At 67.8% G+C, this 14,320-nt stretch carries 16 protein-coding genes; 8 read left to right on the top strand and 8 right to left on the bottom strand.

Annotation, left to right across the window (positions count from 1 at the left end):
• The first annotated feature begins 57 nt into the window (after positions 1 to 57).
• Genes metX through hemW form a run of 5 tightly spaced genes read left to right on the top strand, consistent with a single transcriptional unit; the run spans position 58 to position 4,013 of the window.
• Positions 58 to 1,197: a homoserine O-succinyltransferase MetX gene (gene metX / locus MXC11_RS05550; RefSeq protein ID WP_250006352.1), complete on the top strand. Its 1,140-nt coding sequence runs from the start codon at positions 58 to 60 to the stop codon at positions 1,195 to 1,197.
• 12 nt (positions 1,198 to 1,209) lie between these two features.
• Entirely contained in the window at positions 1,210 to 1,800 is a 591-nt protein-coding gene (gene metW / locus MXC11_RS05545; protein WP_250006350.1) for a methionine biosynthesis protein MetW, read from the top strand.
• A 28-nt stretch (positions 1,801 to 1,828) separates the two neighbouring features.
• Positions 1,829 to 2,245: a DUF4426 domain-containing protein gene (locus MXC11_RS05540; RefSeq protein ID WP_250006348.1), complete on the top strand. Its 417-nt coding sequence runs from the start codon at positions 1,829 to 1,831 to the stop codon at positions 2,243 to 2,245.
• Positions 2,245 to 2,841, top strand: coding sequence for an RdgB/HAM1 family non-canonical purine NTP pyrophosphatase (rdgB, locus tag MXC11_RS05535; RefSeq protein ID WP_250006346.1), 597 nt, complete (start codon positions 2,245 to 2,247; stop codon positions 2,839 to 2,841). The genes MXC11_RS05540 and rdgB overlap by 1 nt, the downstream gene beginning before the upstream one ends.
• Positions 2,838 to 4,013 (top strand): radical SAM family heme chaperone HemW, encoded by a 1,176-nt coding sequence (gene hemW / locus MXC11_RS05530; RefSeq protein WP_250006344.1) that lies wholly within the window; start codon positions 2,838 to 2,840, stop codon positions 4,011 to 4,013. The genes rdgB and hemW overlap by 4 nt, the downstream gene beginning before the upstream one ends.
• Before the next feature lie 71 nt (positions 4,014 to 4,084).
• Here hemW and trmB read toward each other — a convergent pair whose 3' ends face one another.
• From trmB to ftsY, 8 genes are all read right to left on the bottom strand, one after another.
• Entirely contained in the window at positions 4,085 to 4,756 is a 672-nt protein-coding gene (gene trmB, locus MXC11_RS05525) for a tRNA (guanosine(46)-N7)-methyltransferase TrmB (protein WP_250006516.1), read from the bottom strand.
• Between the two features lie 134 nt (positions 4,757 to 4,890).
• Positions 4,891 to 5,688 carry a thiazole synthase gene (locus tag MXC11_RS05520; protein ID WP_250006342.1) on the bottom strand — a complete coding sequence of 266 codons (798 nt, stop codon included), beginning with the start codon at positions 5,686 to 5,688 and terminating at the stop codon, positions 4,891 to 4,893.
• A gap of 57 nt (positions 5,689 to 5,745) precedes the next feature.
• Positions 5,746 to 5,946, bottom strand: a complete 201-nt coding sequence (thiS, locus tag MXC11_RS05515) for a sulfur carrier protein ThiS (RefSeq protein WP_250006340.1) — start codon at positions 5,944 to 5,946, stop codon at positions 5,746 to 5,748.
• Between the two features lie 79 nt (positions 5,947 to 6,025).
• Complete coding sequence (locus tag MXC11_RS05510) at positions 6,026 to 6,403, bottom strand: DUF423 domain-containing protein (RefSeq protein ID WP_250006338.1); 378 nt, start codon at positions 6,401 to 6,403, stop codon at positions 6,026 to 6,028.
• A gap of 154 nt (positions 6,404 to 6,557) precedes the next feature.
• Positions 6,558 to 7,412, bottom strand: a complete 855-nt coding sequence (gene rpoH, locus MXC11_RS05505; protein WP_250006336.1) for an RNA polymerase sigma factor RpoH — start codon at positions 7,410 to 7,412, stop codon at positions 6,558 to 6,560.
• Between the two features lie 87 nt (positions 7,413 to 7,499).
• Complete coding sequence (gene ftsX, locus MXC11_RS05500) at positions 7,500 to 8,507, bottom strand: permease-like cell division protein FtsX (protein WP_250006334.1); 1,008 nt, start codon at positions 8,505 to 8,507, stop codon at positions 7,500 to 7,502.
• On the bottom strand, positions 8,504 to 9,175 hold the full coding sequence (ftsE, locus tag MXC11_RS05495) for a cell division ATP-binding protein FtsE (RefSeq protein ID WP_250006332.1): 672 nt from the start codon (positions 9,173 to 9,175) through the stop codon (positions 8,504 to 8,506). The genes ftsX and ftsE overlap by 4 nt, the downstream gene beginning before the upstream one ends.
• Positions 9,172 to 10,650, bottom strand: coding sequence for a signal recognition particle-docking protein FtsY (ftsY, locus tag MXC11_RS05490; RefSeq protein ID WP_250006330.1), 1,479 nt, complete (start codon positions 10,648 to 10,650; stop codon positions 9,172 to 9,174). The genes ftsE and ftsY overlap by 4 nt, the downstream gene beginning before the upstream one ends.
• 124 nt (positions 10,651 to 10,774) lie before the next feature.
• On the opposite strand from ftsY, the gene MXC11_RS05485 reads away from it, so the two are divergent.
• From MXC11_RS05485 to rsmD, 3 genes are read left to right on the top strand one after another with little or no spacing between them, the layout of a single operon-like run.
• Positions 10,775 to 12,118: a M16 family metallopeptidase gene (locus MXC11_RS05485; protein WP_250006328.1), complete on the top strand. Its 1,344-nt coding sequence runs from the start codon at positions 10,775 to 10,777 to the stop codon at positions 12,116 to 12,118.
• A complete protein-coding gene (locus MXC11_RS05480) occupies positions 12,115 to 13,620 on the top strand; it encodes a M16 family metallopeptidase (protein ID WP_250006326.1) in 1,506 nt (501 codons plus the stop codon). The genes MXC11_RS05485 and MXC11_RS05480 overlap by 4 nt, the downstream gene beginning before the upstream one ends.
• Complete coding sequence (gene rsmD, locus MXC11_RS05475) at positions 13,617 to 14,228, top strand: 16S rRNA (guanine(966)-N(2))-methyltransferase RsmD (protein WP_250006324.1); 612 nt, start codon at positions 13,617 to 13,619, stop codon at positions 14,226 to 14,228. The genes MXC11_RS05480 and rsmD overlap by 4 nt, the downstream gene beginning before the upstream one ends.
• The last annotated feature ends 92 nt before the right edge of the window (positions 14,229 to 14,320 follow it).

Genomic DNA, 14,320 nt, shown 5'->3' with positions numbered 1-14,320 from the left:
TGCCGGCACCTGCCGCGCTCTTTAGACTGGCGCACCTCACGTATCGGGAGCAGATCCTTGCCATCCGTCTTCCCTGAAGATTCCGTAGGCCTGGTCAGTCCCCAGGTTGCGCATTTCAAAGAGCCCCTCCCGCTCGCCTGCGGCCGCCAACTGGCCGACTACGAACTGGTCTACGAAACCTACGGCACCCTCAACGCGGCGGGCAGCAATGCCGTGCTGATCTGCCATGCGCTCTCCGGCCACCATCACGCCGCCGGCTATCACAGCCCGGACGACCGCAAACCCGGCTGGTGGGACAGCTGCATCGGCCCGGGCAAGCCGATCGACACCCGGCGCTTCTTCGTCGTCTGCCTGAACAATCTCGGCGGCTGCAACGGCTCCACCGGCCCCGGCAGCCGCAACCCGGAGACCGGCCGCCCCTATGGCGCCGATTTTCCGGTGATCACCGTCGAGGACTGGGTGCACAGCCAGGCGCGGCTGGCCGACACCCTCGGCATCCGCCAGTGGGCGGCGGTGGTTGGTGGCAGTCTCGGTGGCATGCAGGCGCTGCAGTGGAGCATCAGCTACCCCGAGCGCATCCGCCACTGCGTGGTGATCGCCTCGGCGCCCAAGCTTTCGGCGCAGAACATTGCCTTCAACGAGGTGGCCCGTCAGGCGATCCTCACCGACCCGGAGTTCCATGGCGGCCACTTCCAGGAGCAGGGCACCATCCCCAAGCGCGGGCTGATGCTGGCGCGCATGGTCGGGCATATCACCTACCTGTCCGATGATGCGATGGGGCAGAAATTCGGTCGCGAGCTGCGCACCGATCAGCTCAACTACGACTTTCACAGCGTGGAATTTCAGGTGGAAAGCTACCTGCGCTATCAGGGCGAGGAGTTCTCCGCGCGCTTTGATGCCAACACCTACCTGCTGATGACCAAGGCGCTGGACTACTTCGACCCGGCGGCCCGGCAAGGCGGCGATCTGGTGCGTACCCTTGAACCGGCACAGGCCGGCTTCTGCGTGATCTCCTTCTCCACCGACTGGCGCTTCTCGCCGGCGCGCTCGCGGGAGATCGTCGATGCGCTGGTGGCGGCGAAGAAGGACGTCAGCTATCTGGAGATCGAATCGGCCCACGGCCACGATGCCTTCCTGATTCCCAGCCCGCGCTATATCCAGGGCTTTGCCAGTTACATGAACCGCATCAGCGTCTGAGGAGTCCGTTTCATGCGTGCCGATCTGGAAATCATCCAGGAATGGATCCCCCCCGGCAGCCGGGTGCTGGATCTGGGCTGCGGCAACGGCGAGCTGCTGGCCTGGCTGCGCGAGCACAAGGGCGTGCACGGCTATGGCCTTGAGCGCGATCCGGACAAGATCGCCCTGTGCCTGGCCCGCGGGGTCAACGTCATCGAGCAGAACCTCGATCTTGGTCTCGACAACTTTGGCGACGACAGCTTCGATGTGGTAGTGATGACCCAGACCCTGCAGGCGGTCCACTACCCCGATCGCCTGCTCAGGGACATGCTGCGGGTCGGCAAGACCTGCATCATCACCTTCCCCAACTTCGGCCACTGGCGCTGCCGCTGGTACCTGGCCACCCGTGGCGAGATGCCCCGTTCGGACTTTCTGCCCTACACCTGGTACAACACGCCGAACATCCACTTCTGCACCTTCCGCGACTTCGAGGCGCTGTGCCGCGAGCAGCGCCTGCGGGTGCTCGATCGCCTGGCGGTGGATCGCGATCACCGGCTGCACAGCCTGACCCGTTTGTGGCCTAATCTTCTGGGTGAAATCGGTATCTACCGCGTCACCCGCTGACCTGTTCCATCACCGAGGAGAGAGCATCATGCGTCGTCTTGGCCTGTTCCTGCTGACCCTGTGCCTGGCCCTGCCAGCGGCCGCCGAGCGCCTGCAGCGCTTTGGTGACCTTGACGTGCACTACAACGTGTTCAACTCAAGCTTCCTGCAACCGGACATCGCCGCGGCCTCGGGCCTGGTACGCAGCAAGACCCAGGGCGTGCTGAATGTCGCGGTGCTGCGCGGCGGCAAGGCCGTACCGGCGGCCAGCGTCAGCGGCGAGGTGAAGAACCTGCTGGGGCAGGTGCAGCCGATCACCTTCCGCCGCGTCACCGAGGGTGAGGCGGTCTATCACCTTGGCCAGTTCAAGATGAGCAGCCGCGAGACGCTGACCTTCAACCTGAAGATTCAGGAAGGCGGCACCACCCATCGCCTCGATTTCAACCAGGAAGTGTTCCCCGACTGATGAAAGCTCTGACCGAACTGGTGCTGGCCAGCCATAACGCCGGCAAGCTCAAGGAACTGCAGGCCATGCTGGGCGACTGCATCAAGGTGCGCTCGGTTGCCGAGTTCAGCGACCACGAACCTGAGGAAACCGGCCTCTCCTTCATCGAAAACGCCCTGATCAAGGCCCGGCATGCCTCCCAGGTGTCCGGGCTGCCGGCGCTGGCCGATGATTCGGGGCTGGCGGTGGATGCTCTCGGCGGTGCGCCGGGCATCTACTCGGCGCGCTATGCCGGGGTCAAGGATGATGCCGTCAACAACGCCAAGCTCCTTGAAGTGCTGCGCGAGGTACCGGATGCCGAGCGCAGTGCGCAGTTCGTCTGCGCGCTGGCGCTGGTGCGCCATGCTGAAGACCCGCTGCCGATCCTCTGCGAAGGGCTCTGGCACGGGCGCATCCTCCATGAGGCGCGCGGCGACGGCGGCTTTGGTTACGACCCGCTGTTCTGGGTCGAGGAGCAGGGCTGCGCCAGCGCGGAACTGCCCGCCGAGCTGAAGAACCGCCTGAGCCACCGCGCCCGCGCCATGGCCCAGCTCAAGCAGCGGCTGGGTCTCGCTTGAGCCTCGCCGCACCCGCCCCGGCCACGCCGGGGCTGTTCCAGCTGCCGCCGCTGGCGCTATACATCCACATCCCCTGGTGCGTGCGCAAGTGCCCGTACTGCGACTTCAACTCGCATGCCGCCGGCCCCGAACTGCCCGAGCAAGCCTATGTCGAGGCGCTGCTCGCTGACCTCGACATCGACCTGCCCGCCGCCCACGGCCGCGCACTGACCTCGATCTTCTTCGGCGGCGGCACGCCGAGCCTGTTCTCGGCCCGGGCGCTGGATCGCCTGCTGCAGGGCGTAAACCAGCGCCTCGCCTTCGCCAGCGACATCGAGATCACCCTCGAGGCCAACCCCGGCACCTTCGAGCAGGCCAAGTTCCGCGACTACCGCCAGCTGGGCATCAATCGTCTGTCGATCGGCGTGCAGAGTTTTCAGAGCGCGCAGCTCAAGGCGCTGGGGCGCATCCACGATGGCAGCGAGGCGGTGCGCGCCGCTGAGATGGCCCGCGCGGCCGGCTTCGACAACTTCAATCTTGACCTGATGCACGGCCTGCCGGAACAGGACGTCGAAGGCGCGCTGGCCGACCTGCGCCAGGCCATCGCCCTGGCGCCGCCCCACCTGTCCTGGTACCAGCTGACCGTCGAGCCGAACACGCTGTTCTGGAGTCAGCCGCCAGAGATTCCCGAGGACGACATCCTCTGGGACATCCAGGAAGCCGGCCAGGCGCTGCTCGCCGCCGAGGGCTTCGCCCAGTATGAGACCTCGGCCTATGCGCGTGCCGGCCGCCGCGCCCGGCATAACCTCAATTACTGGAGCTTCGGCGATTTTCTCGGCATCGGCGCCGGTGCCCACGCCAAGCTCAGCGACCCGGACGGCACGATCCGCCGTAGCTGGAAGACCCGCCTGCCCAAGGACTACCTCGACCCGGCCAAGACCTTTCAGGCCGGCGAGCGGCAGTTGGAAGCGGCGGAGCTGCCCTTCGAGTTCATGATGAACGCCCTGCGCCTGACCGACGGGGTGCCGGCAGAGCAGTTCGCGCAGCGCACCGGCCTGCCGCTGGCCAGCATCGCCACGGCCTGCAGCGAAGCCCGCGCCGCAGGCCTGCTGGATGCCGACCCGGCGCGCCTCAAGCCCACGGTGCGCGGCCAGCTGTTCCTCAACGACCTGCTGCAACGCTTTCTCGACTGAGCCGCCAGCTCCTGACACCGCGCAAAAACAACGAGGCCGGGCAATGCCCGGCCTCGCTCCGTCGCAGCGCCTTACTCGGTGCGCTGGAACTTCAGATCCCACACCCCATGCCCCAGACGCTCACCGCGACGCTCGAACTTGGTCACCGGGCGCTCGGCGGGGCGCGGCACATAGGTGCCGTCCTCGGCCAGGTTGCGGTAGCCCGGCGCGGCGCTCATCACCTCAAGCATGTGCTCGGCGTAGGGCTGCCAGTCGGTGGCCATGTGCAGCACGCCGCCGACCTTGAGTTTCTGGCGCACCAACTCGGCAAACGCCGGCTGGACAATGCGCCGCTTGTTGTGGCGCGCCTTGTGCCAGGGATCGGGGAAGAACAGCAGCACGCGATCCAGGCTGGCGTCGGCCACGCACTGGCGCAGCACATCCAGCGCATCGCAGCTGTAGACGCGCAGGTTGGTCAGGTTCTGCGCCAGCGCACCACTGAGCAGCGCACCGACGCCCGGCTTGTGTACCTCAACGCCGATGAAGTCCTGCTCGGGCGCGGCGGCGGCCATCTCCAGGGTCGAGTGGCCCATGCCAAAGCCGATCTCGAAGGTGCGCGGCGCAGTGCGGCCAAATACCTGATCGAAGTCGCGCAGGCCATCTTCCAGCTCAAGACCAAACTGCGGCCAGCCCAGATCCAGGCCGCGCTGCTGGCCGTCGGTCATGCGCCCGGCGCGCATCACAAAACTCTTGATGGTGCGCATCCGCGGCGCATCGCCGGCAGTTTCCGGCGCGTGTTGGGTTTCGTCGGTCATGCTGCTTCCTGAAAGACAGGCAAGCCCGGCTCACAGGCAGGGCTCGCAAAGGGGACGGGCGACGCCTGCGCCGCCCGGACAGATCAGCGGATCAGCCCATCCAGCGGCGAGGAGGCGCTGGCGTAGAGCTTCTTCGGCATGCGCCCGGCCAGATACGCCAGACGGCCGGCCACGATAGCGTGCTTCATCGCCTCGGCCATCAGCACCGGGTGCTGGGCGTGGGCAATCGCGCTGTTCATCAGCACCGCCTCGCAGCCGAGCTCCATAGCGATGGCGGCATCCGACGCGGTGCCGACACCGGCATCCACCAGCACCGGCACCTTGGCCTCTTCGAGAATGATCCGCAGGTTGTAGGGGTTGCAGATCCCAAGGCCGGTGCCGATCAGCCCGGCCAGTGGCATCACCGCAATGCAGCCGATCTCGGCCAGCTGGCGGGCGACGATCGGATCATCACTGGTGTAGACCATCACGTCGAAGCCGTCCTTGACCAGCGTCTCGGCGGCCTTGAGGGTCTCGATCACGTTGGGGAACAGGGTCTTCTGGTCGGCCAGCACTTCCAGCTTGACCAGGTTGTGACCGTCGAGCAGCTCGCGGGCCAACCGGCAGGTGCGCACCGCCTCTTCGGCGTCGTAGCAGCCGGCGGTGTTGGGCAGGATGGTGTACTTGTCCGGGCTGATCACATCGAGCAGGTTCGGCTCGCCGGGGTTCTGGCCGAGGTTGGTGCGGCGCACCGCGACGGTGACGATCTCGGCACCGGAGGCTTCAATGGCCAGGCGGGTCTCGTCGAGGTCCTTGTACTTGCCGGTACCGACCAGCAGGCGCGACTGGTAGGTGCGGCCGGCCAGAACCAGCGGTTTGTCGATCGGGGTAGACGGGGTCATCAAGGGCTCCTCAGCGGACGGGCACGGACGGGGCGAAGGGATACGGCAGAGCGGCCACTAGCCGCCGCCGATGGCGTGTACCACCTCGACCCGGTCGCCGTCCTGCAGCCGGGTACTGGCATGCTGGCTGCGCGGCACGATGTCGAGGTTGAGTTCGACCGCCACGCGCTTGCCGGTCAGGTCCAGGCGCGCCAGCAGGTCGGCAACGCTCAGGCCCTCGGGCAGATCATGGGCTTCGCCATTGAGCTGAATGTGCATGGGAATCCGCTCGCAAACTCGGGGAAAGGCGGCATTCTAGCGCCCTTGGCGGAGGATGACCAAGGCGCCCGTCCACTGCTCAGCCGCGCGGCACGGCGCGCCAGGCGGCCAGCGCCAGGCACGACCAGCCGAGCATGAAGCACAGCCCGCCGAGCGGGGTGACCAGGCCGAGCGGCAGGCTGCTCAGGGTCAAGAGGTACAAGCTGCCGGAGAACAGCAGCGTGCCGAGCACAAACAGCGCACCCGCAGCACCCAGCAGCCGCGAGCGCCAGTGCAGGGCCAGTGCAGCGACGCCGAGCAGCGCCAGGGCATGGATCAGCTGGTACAGCACGCCGGTCTGGAACACCGCCAGATACTCGGCACTCAGCCGGGCACGCAGGCCGTGAGCGGCAAAGGCACCGAGCGCCACCCCGGTGAGGCCCAGCAGAGCGGCGAGCAGGACAAAGAGACGTGGCATGGCAAGCACTCCGAGCGCGTAATGAGGCTGCCGATCATCCCTGCCGGTCACGCCGCTGGCAAATCTCTGAAGGTGCGTATCGGGCAGCGGTACCAATGCCCGGAAACGACAAGGCCGCCCAAAGGCGGCCCTGACGGTGTGAGCATGCGGCAAGTCAGGCCAGCAGCGAGCCCTTGAGCTTGCCCATCGCGTTCTTCTCCAGCTGGCGAATGCGCTCGGCGGAAACGCCGTACTTGGCGGCCAGCTCGTGCAGGGTGGCCTTTTCTTCGGCCAGCCAGCGTTGGTAGAGAATGTCGCGGCTGCGCTCATCCAGATGGCCGAGCGCCTCGTGCAGGCTGGCATTGGCGCTGTCGCTCCAGTCGGCCTCCTCCAGCTGGCGTGCCGGATCGTAACGGTTGTCTTCCAGATAATGCGCGGGGGCCTGGAAGGCGGTGTCGTCGTCGGCATCGCTGGCCGGATCGAACGCCATGTCCTGACCGGTCAGGCGGCTCTCCATCTCGCGCACCTCACGCGGCTCGACGCCAAGGCTTTCGGCCACCGCGTGGACTTCATCGTTGTTCAACCAGGCCAGACGCTTCTTCTGACTGCGCAGGTTGAAGAACAGCTTGCGCTGCGCCTTGGTGGTGGCGACCTTGACGATCCGCCAGTTACGCAGGATGAACTCGTGGATTTCGGCACGGATCCAGTGCACGGCAAATGACACCAGGCGCACGCCCATCTCTGGATTGAAGCGCTTGACTGCCTTCATCAGGCCGACGTTGCCTTCCTGGATCAGATCCGCCTGGGCCAGGCCGTAGCCGGAGTAGCTGCGGGCGATGTGCACCACGAAGCGCAGGTGGGCCAGTACCAGTTGGCGGGCCGCTTCAAGGTCCTGCTCGTAGTAGAGACGCCCGGCCAGCTCGCGCTCCTGCTCGACCGACAGCAGGGCAATGCTGTTGACCGACTGCACATAGGCCTCAAGGTTTGCACCGGGGACCAGGGCTTGGACAGGTTGCAGAGACGTGGACATGGACACCCTCCGAGGTTGCGAATCAGCGCAGCACTATAGCACTGCGCTGTTGCGACCGTGAATCAGGCCGGCAAGTTCCGCCGGCCGCTAGCGGGGCGCCAGCTGACGCAGGTGGCGGGCCACGGCCAGCCAGGCGCCGATCCAGCCGAGCAGTACCGCCGCCGCCAGCAGCAGCAGGGCATCCTCCAGCGGCACACCGGCCAGGGCAAAGTCGCTGCCATAGAGCCCGGCCAGACCGACGACTGCCTCGTTCAGCCAGTCGAGGCCAAAGTGCAATAGCCCCCAGGCCAGCAGCCCGGCGCCCACGCCATAAAAGGCGCCGGCATACAGGAAGGGCCGGCGTACATAACCATCGGTGCCACCGACCAGCTTGATCACCTCGATCTCTGCCCGGCGGTTCTCGATATGCAGACGGATGGTGTTGCCGATCACCAAGAGCAGCCCGGCCACCAGCACCACCGCCAGCCCGAAGATAAAGCGCTCACCGAGGCGCAGAATTGCGCCGAGACGCTCGATCCATTGCAGATCGAGCTGCGCCTGCTCGACCCCCGGCAGGGCAGCCAGCTCTGCGCGCAGCCCCTCCAGCGCCTCACGCTCGATCGCCTGCGGGGTGACCAGCACCACCGCCGGCAGCGGATTCTCCGGCAGCGCCTGCAGCGCATCCCCAAGGCCCGAGTAGCCCTGCAACTGCGCCAGCGCCTGCTCCGGGCCGATCCACTCGGCGCCCTGCACCGATTCCAGCGCCGCGATACGCTCGCGCAGCGCCAGCCCCTCGGCCTCCGGCACCGTCAATTCAAGGAATACGGAAATCTGCGCCGCGCGCTGCCAGGAGCCACCGAGGCGCTCGACATTCTCCAGCAGCAGCGCCAGCCCCATCGGCAGGGCCAGGGCAATGCCCATCACCAGGCAAGTCAGAAAGCTACCGAACGGCTGCACGAACAATCGGCGCAGCGCATCGACCAGGCTGGCCCGGTGACTTTCCAGATAGGCCGCCAGCTGCGTACCCCAGTCGGTGCTTTCCACCGCCTCGAGGTGCCGCTGGCGCGTCTCACGGGCGCCTTCCTCGGCGCCGCGGGGAATCTTGGTGCTGCTCATCGGGCCGGTACTCCATCACTGATCAGGCGACCGCGCTGCAGGGTCAGCAGGCGGTGGCCCATGCGGGCAATCAGCGCCAGATCATGGCTGGCAATCAGTACGGTGGTACCGAGGCGGTTGATGTCCTCGAACACCCCCATGATCTCGGCGGCCAGGCGCGGGTCGAGGTTGCCGGTCGGCTCATCGGCCAGCAGCAGGGCCGGCTGATGCACCACCGCCCGGGCGATGCCGACGCGCTGCTGCTGACCGCTGGACAGATCCGACGGGTACAGCTCGCCCTTGTCCTTGAGCGAGACCCTCTCCAGTGCCTCGCTGACCCGCTGCTCGATGTCCTCGCGGCGCAGGCCAAGGATCTGCAGCGGCAGGGCGACGTTGGCGAATACCGTGCGATCAAACAGCAGATGGTGATTCTGGAACACCACGCCGATCTGCCGGCGCAGGAAGGGGATCTCGGCATTGCTGATCGAGCCAATATCCTGCCCCGCCAGCAGCAGCCGGCCACTGGTCGGGCGCTCCAGCGCCAGCAGCAGGCGCAGCAGGGTGCTCTTGCCGGCGCCCGAATGCCCGGTGACAAACAGAAACTCGCCACGCCGGGCCTCGAAGCTCAGCTCGTGCAGGCCGACATGGCCGTTGGGGTAGCGCTTGCCCACCTGCTCGAAACGGATCATGGGCTCTCCTGCTCCGCAAACAGCGCCTTGACGAAGGCCTCGGCCTCGAACGGGCGCAGATCCTCGATCCCCTCACCGACCCCGATATAGCGGATCGGCAGGCTCATCTGTTTGGCCAGGGCGAAGATCACCCCGCCCTTGGCGGTGCCATCCAGCTTGGTCAGCGCCAGGCCGCTCAGGCTCACTGCCTGGTGGAACAGCCGCGCCTGACTCAGGGCGTTCTGCCCGGTGCCGGCGTCCAGCACCAGCAGCGTTTCATGGGGGGCCGACTCATCCAGCTTGCCGATCACCCGGCGCACCTTCTTCAGCTCCTCCATCAGGTTGTCCTTGGTGTGCAGGCGCCCGGCGGTATCGGCGATCAGCACGTCGATGCCGCGGGCCTTGGCGGCCTGCACCGCATCGAAAATCACCGAGGCGGAGTCGGCGCCGGTGTGCTGGGCGATCACCGGGATGTTGTTGCGCTCACCCCAGACCTGCAGCTGTTCGACCGCCGCAGCGCGGAAGGTATCACCGGCGGCGAGCATGACCTTCTTGCCCTCATCCTGCAGCTTCTTGGCCAGCTTGCCGATGGTGGTGGTCTTGCCGGCGCCGTTCACGCCGACCACCAGGATCACGTAGGGCTGCTGAGCGGCCCCGATCACCAGCGGCTGCTCGACCGGGCGCAAGATGGCGGCGAGTTCTTCCTGCAAGGCCTTGTACAGCGCATCGCTATCGGCCAGCTCCTTGCGCGACACCCGCTTGGTGAGGTTCTGCATGATGGCCGTGGTCGCCTCGACGCCGACATCGGCGGTCAGCAGGCGGGTTTCCAGCTCGTCGAGCAGGTCATCGTCGATGGCCTTCTTGCCGAGGAACAGGCTGGCCATGCCCTCGCCGATGCTGGCGCTGGTCTTAGCCAGCCCCTGCTTGAGGCGGGCAAAGAAGCCCAGCTTGGCGGGCTTGGCCTCGGCGGGCGCAGGTGCCGGTGCAGACACCGGCGCCGCTACGGCCGGCGGCTCGCTGGCGCGGCTCACCTCATCAGCAGACGGCGCGGGCTGTGGCGCGGCGGGGACGATGGCCAGGGGCTCGCTCTGCGGTGCCGGTACTTCTGCCACGACGGTGCTGGTAAGCGGTGCCATCGGCGGCTCGCTCGGTGGCACCGCCGATACCGGCTCGCTCTGCAGCGCCTCAGGGGCTACGGGAGCCGTGATGACCGGCAGCGGGGCAACCGGCTCACTGGGCGAAACGGCGGCGGGCGCCGGGCTGTTAGCAGCGGGGGCGCCGGTGGATTCACCGGGCAGGCTGGGCGTCGGCAGGGTGGCTGCCTCGGCAGGCAAAGCAGCGACCTCCGCCGCCGGCTCGCTGACCGGTGCAGACGGGGATTCGAGCTCCGGCTCACGGGGCGTCGGCTCAGGGGCCGCCTTGCGGCGGAACCAGCCAAACAGGCCTTTTTTCTCGGCGCTGTCCGGGTTTTTCTTGTCGTCTTTGGAACCAAACATGTGCGGCGTGCTTCTCGGCTGGGCGGCTGCGCACGGGCGTGGCCGCCGGGAATGCGGTTGGGTATCCTAGCACCTCCGCGCCCGCCGGCGTTAAGCCGGGCAGCACGCCACAGGACCCACAAGCATGAATGTCTTCGCACGCGGCATCCTGGCTCTGCTGATCGCCAGCACGCCCCTGGCCGCACAGGCCGCCACGCCCCAGCCGACCCACAGCTTCCGCCTCGACAACGGCCTCAAGGTCATCGTCCGCGAGGATCACCGCGCCCCGGTGGTGGTCTCGCAGCTCTGGTACAAGGTCGGCTCCAGCTACGAACCCGCCGGGCTCTCCGGCCTCTCCCATGCCCTCGAGCACATGATGTTCAAGGGCAGCAGCAAGCTCGGCCCGGGCGAGGCCTCGCGCATCCTCCGTGAGCTGGGGGCGGAAGAAAACGCCTTCACCAGCGCCGACTACACCGCCTATTACCAGGTGCTGGCGCGCGACCGCCTGGAGGTGGCGCTGGAGATGGAAGCCGACCGTCTGGCACGCCCGGCGCTGCCGGCCGACGAGTTCAGCCGCGAGATCGAGGTGATCAAGGAAGAGCGCCGGCTGCGCACCGACGACAATCCCAGCGCGCTGGCCTTCGAGCGCTTCAAGACCACCGCTTTCCCGGCCAGCGGCTACCGCACCCCGACCATCGGTTGGATGCATGATCTGGAGCGCCTGCAGGTCGATGACCTGCGCCGCTGGCATCAGGACTGGTACAACCCGGGCAACGCCACGCTGGTGGTGGCCGGGGCGGTCAGCCTCGAGGAGGTGCGCCCACTGGTCGAGCGCCACTTTGCCGCCATCCCGGCCCGGCCGCTGCCGGCCAGCCGTCCGCCGCTGGAGCTGGCGAACCTCGGTGAGCGGCGCCTGAGCCTCGCGGTGCGCACCCAGGTGCCCAGCCTGTTGATGGGCTTCAATGCCCCGGGGCTGGCCAGCAGCGACAACCCCCGCGAAGTACACGCCCTGCGCTTGATCGCCGCGCTGCTCGATGGCGGCTACAGCGCCCGTCTGGCCAGTGAGCTTGAGCGCAAGCAGCAGAAGGTCAGCAGCGCCAGCGCCTGGTACGACCCCTTCACCCGCGGCGACAGCCTGTTCGTGCTCAGCGCCCGGCCCAACATGCAGGGCGGCCACGATCTGGCCACGGTCGAGGCGGCGCTCTGGGCAGAACTTGAGCGCCTCAAGCACGAGCCGCCCAGCGCCGAAGAGCTGGCCCGCGTGCAGGCCCAGGTGATCGCCCAGCTGGTCTATGCCCGCGACTCGATCACCGAGCAGGCCACCGGCATCGGTCGTCTGGAAAGCGTTGGCCTGCCCTGGACGCTGCTCGATGAAGAACTCGACGCCCTGCGCGCCGTCAGCGCTGAAGACATCCAGAGCGCCGCGCGGCGCCTGTTCCAGCGCGAGCGCCTGACCCTGGCGCAGATCCTGCCTGAGGAGCAGTCATGAATCGACGTCACCTGTGGGCCCTGCTGATCGTGCTGGCGCTCGGTGCACTGGCCCTCTTGGCCAGCCGGCCTGCCGCTGAGCCGCAGCCGGCCGCCGCCCCAGAAACCGGCGAGCGCACCACGCCCGAGACCGACGCCAGCCGCCGCCCCACCCTGCAGGCGCTGGCCAGCCTCGGTGATCAACCCCTGCCGCGCCGCGCCCTCGACATCCAGCACTGGCAGACCGCCGAAGGCGCGCGGGTGCTGTTCGTCGAGGCGCGCAGCCTGCCGATGTTCGACCTGCGCCTGACCTTTGCCGCCGGCAGCAGCCAGGATGGCGCCCATCCGGGCCTCGCCCTGATGACCAACGCCATGCTCAATGAAGGTGTGCAAGGCCTGGACACCACCGCGATCGCCGCCGGCTTCGAGCGGCTGGGCGCGCAGTTTGGCAACGGGGCGTATCGGGACATGGCGATCGCCTCGCTGCGCAGCCTGTCGGCGGCCGAGCAGCGCGAACCGGCGCTGGCGCTGTTCGCCCAGGTGGTCGGCGCACCGCACTTTCCGCAGGCGGCGATGACGCGCCTGCAGAACCAGCTGCTGACCGGACTGGAGCTGCAGAAGCAGAATCCGGGCCACCTGGGCAGCCGCGAACTGTTCCGCCAACTGTACGGCGAACACCCCTATGCCTCGCCCAGCGAGGGCACCGAAACCAGCCTCAAGGCCCTGACCCGCGAGCAGCTGGCGGCCTTCCACCGCCGCGCCTACAGCGCCGGCAACGCGGTGATTGCACTGGTTGGCGATCTGTCGCGCAGCGAGGCCGAGGCCATCGCCGCCCAGCTGTCCGCCGCGCTGCCGGAAGGCCCGGCCCTGCCGGCGCCACCCGCGCCGACGGCGCCGGCAGCGAACCGCGCGCATATCGAATTTCCCTCCCAGCAAACCCACCTGCTGCTGGCCCAGCTCGGCATCGACCGCCGCCACCCGGACTACGCGGCGCTGCACGTCGGCAACCAGATCCTCGGCGGTGGCGGCTTCGGTACCCGGCTGATGGAGGAGCTGCGCGAGAAGCGTGGCCTGACCTATGGCATCTATTCGGCGTTCACGCCGATGCAGGTCGCTGGTCCCTTCATGATCAGCGTGCAGACCCGTGCCGAGCAGAGCGAGGCGACCCTGGCGCTGGTCCGCCAGCTGGTGCGCGAGTTCCTTACCCAAGGCCCGAGCGCCGCCGAGCTGCAGCGCGCCCAGCGCCAGCTGGCCGGCAGCTTCCCGCTGTCCACCGCCAGCAACGCCGACATCGTCGCCCAGCTGGGTGCCATCGGCTTCTATGGCCTACCCACCGATCACCTGGAGCGCTTCATGCGCGACGTGCAGGCGCTGGATGTTGAAACCGTGCGTGCCGCGATGGCCCGCCACCTGCGTGAGGACGCCTTCGTGGTGGTCAGCACCGGGCCTACCCTGCCCCAGCAGCCGCTGCCGCCGCTGGAAGCCCCACTCGATCAGCCGCTCGCCCCTTCGGAGTCCCGATGAGTTCTTCTGCTTCCCGCTCCCGTCGCCCCGCCACGGCGAGCGCCACCGGCCAGCTGCGCATCATCGGCGGCACCTGGCGTTCGCGGCGCCTGCAGTTCCCCGAGGTGCCGGGCCTGCGTCCGACCCCCGACCGGGTCCGCGAAACCCTGTTCAACTGGCTCGCTGCCCAGGTACCGGCGGCGCGGGTGCTCGATCCGTTTGCCGGCAGCGGCGCGCTGCTGCTCGAAGCCCTGTCGCGCGGCGCCGGACACGCACTGGCGCTGGAACTCAGCCCGCAAGCAGCCAGCGCGCTGCGCGACAACCTCGCCCTGCTACGCGCCGAGGACGCCGAAGTGCGTCAGGTCGATGCCCTGCAGCATCTGGTACAGGCCAGCGCCGAGCCGTTCGATCTGGTGTTCCTTGATCCGCCCTTCCACCGCGACCTGCTGCTGCCGGCCTGCCAGCTCCTGGAGCAGCGCGGCTGGCTGACCAGTGATGCCTGGATCTACACCGAAAGCGAGCGCGCGCCCTCCAGCCTCGGGCTACCCGCCCACTGGCACCTGCACCGGGAAAAGCATGCCGGCCAAGTGCATTACGCGCTCTGGCAGCGCCGACCGCCACAGGCCTGAACCCCAATCCGCGCAAGGCCGCCAACCTTGGCCGCCGCCGGGCGGCTGCGCTACCATCGCGCCTTTCGTGCGCAGCCCCCAAGGACCCCAGG

It is taken from the genome of Pseudomonas eutrophicaquae (assembly GCF_023544715.1).
Taxonomy (GTDB): domain Bacteria; phylum Pseudomonadota; class Gammaproteobacteria; order Pseudomonadales; family Pseudomonadaceae; genus Geopseudomonas.
Note: the sequence above shows the minus strand (reverse complement) of the source record. Positions and strands in the feature narration are given on the sequence as shown.

Coding starts and splice junctions, on each gene's coding strand:
- metW (WP_250006350.1), top strand. CDS start 1,210: ATGCGTGCCGATCTGGAAATCATCCAGGAATGGATCCCCCCCGGCAGC.
- MXC11_RS05540 (WP_250006348.1), top strand. CDS start 1,829: ATGCGTCGTCTTGGCCTGTTCCTGCTGACCCTGTGCCTGGCCCTGCCA.
- rdgB (WP_250006346.1), top strand. CDS start 2,245: ATGAAAGCTCTGACCGAACTGGTGCTGGCCAGCCATAACGCCGGCAAG.
- trmB (WP_250006516.1), bottom strand. CDS start 4,756: ATGCGCACCATCAAGAGTTTTGTGATGCGCGCCGGGCGCATGACCGAC.
- MXC11_RS05520 (WP_250006342.1), bottom strand. CDS start 5,688: ATGACCCCGTCTACCCCGATCGACAAACCGCTGGTTCTGGCCGGCCGC.
- thiS (WP_250006340.1), bottom strand. CDS start 5,946: ATGCACATTCAGCTCAATGGCGAAGCCCATGATCTGCCCGAGGGCCTG.
- MXC11_RS05510 (WP_250006338.1), bottom strand. CDS start 6,403: ATGCCACGTCTCTTTGTCCTGCTCGCCGCTCTGCTGGGCCTCACCGGG.
- rpoH (WP_250006336.1), bottom strand. CDS start 7,412: ATGTCCACGTCTCTGCAACCTGTCCAAGCCCTGGTCCCCGGTGCAAAC.
- ftsX (WP_250006334.1), bottom strand. CDS start 8,507: ATGAGCAGCACCAAGATTCCCCGCGGCGCCGAGGAAGGCGCCCGTGAG.
- ftsE (WP_250006332.1), bottom strand. CDS start 9,175: ATGATCCGTTTCGAGCAGGTGGGCAAGCGCTACCCCAACGGCCATGTC.
- ftsY (WP_250006330.1), bottom strand. CDS start 10,650: ATGTTTGGTTCCAAAGACGACAAGAAAAACCCGGACAGCGCCGAGAAA.
- MXC11_RS05485 (WP_250006328.1), top strand. CDS start 10,775: ATGAATGTCTTCGCACGCGGCATCCTGGCTCTGCTGATCGCCAGCACG.
- MXC11_RS05480 (WP_250006326.1), top strand. CDS start 12,115: ATGAATCGACGTCACCTGTGGGCCCTGCTGATCGTGCTGGCGCTCGGT.
- rsmD (WP_250006324.1), top strand. CDS start 13,617: ATGAGTTCTTCTGCTTCCCGCTCCCGTCGCCCCGCCACGGCGAGCGCC.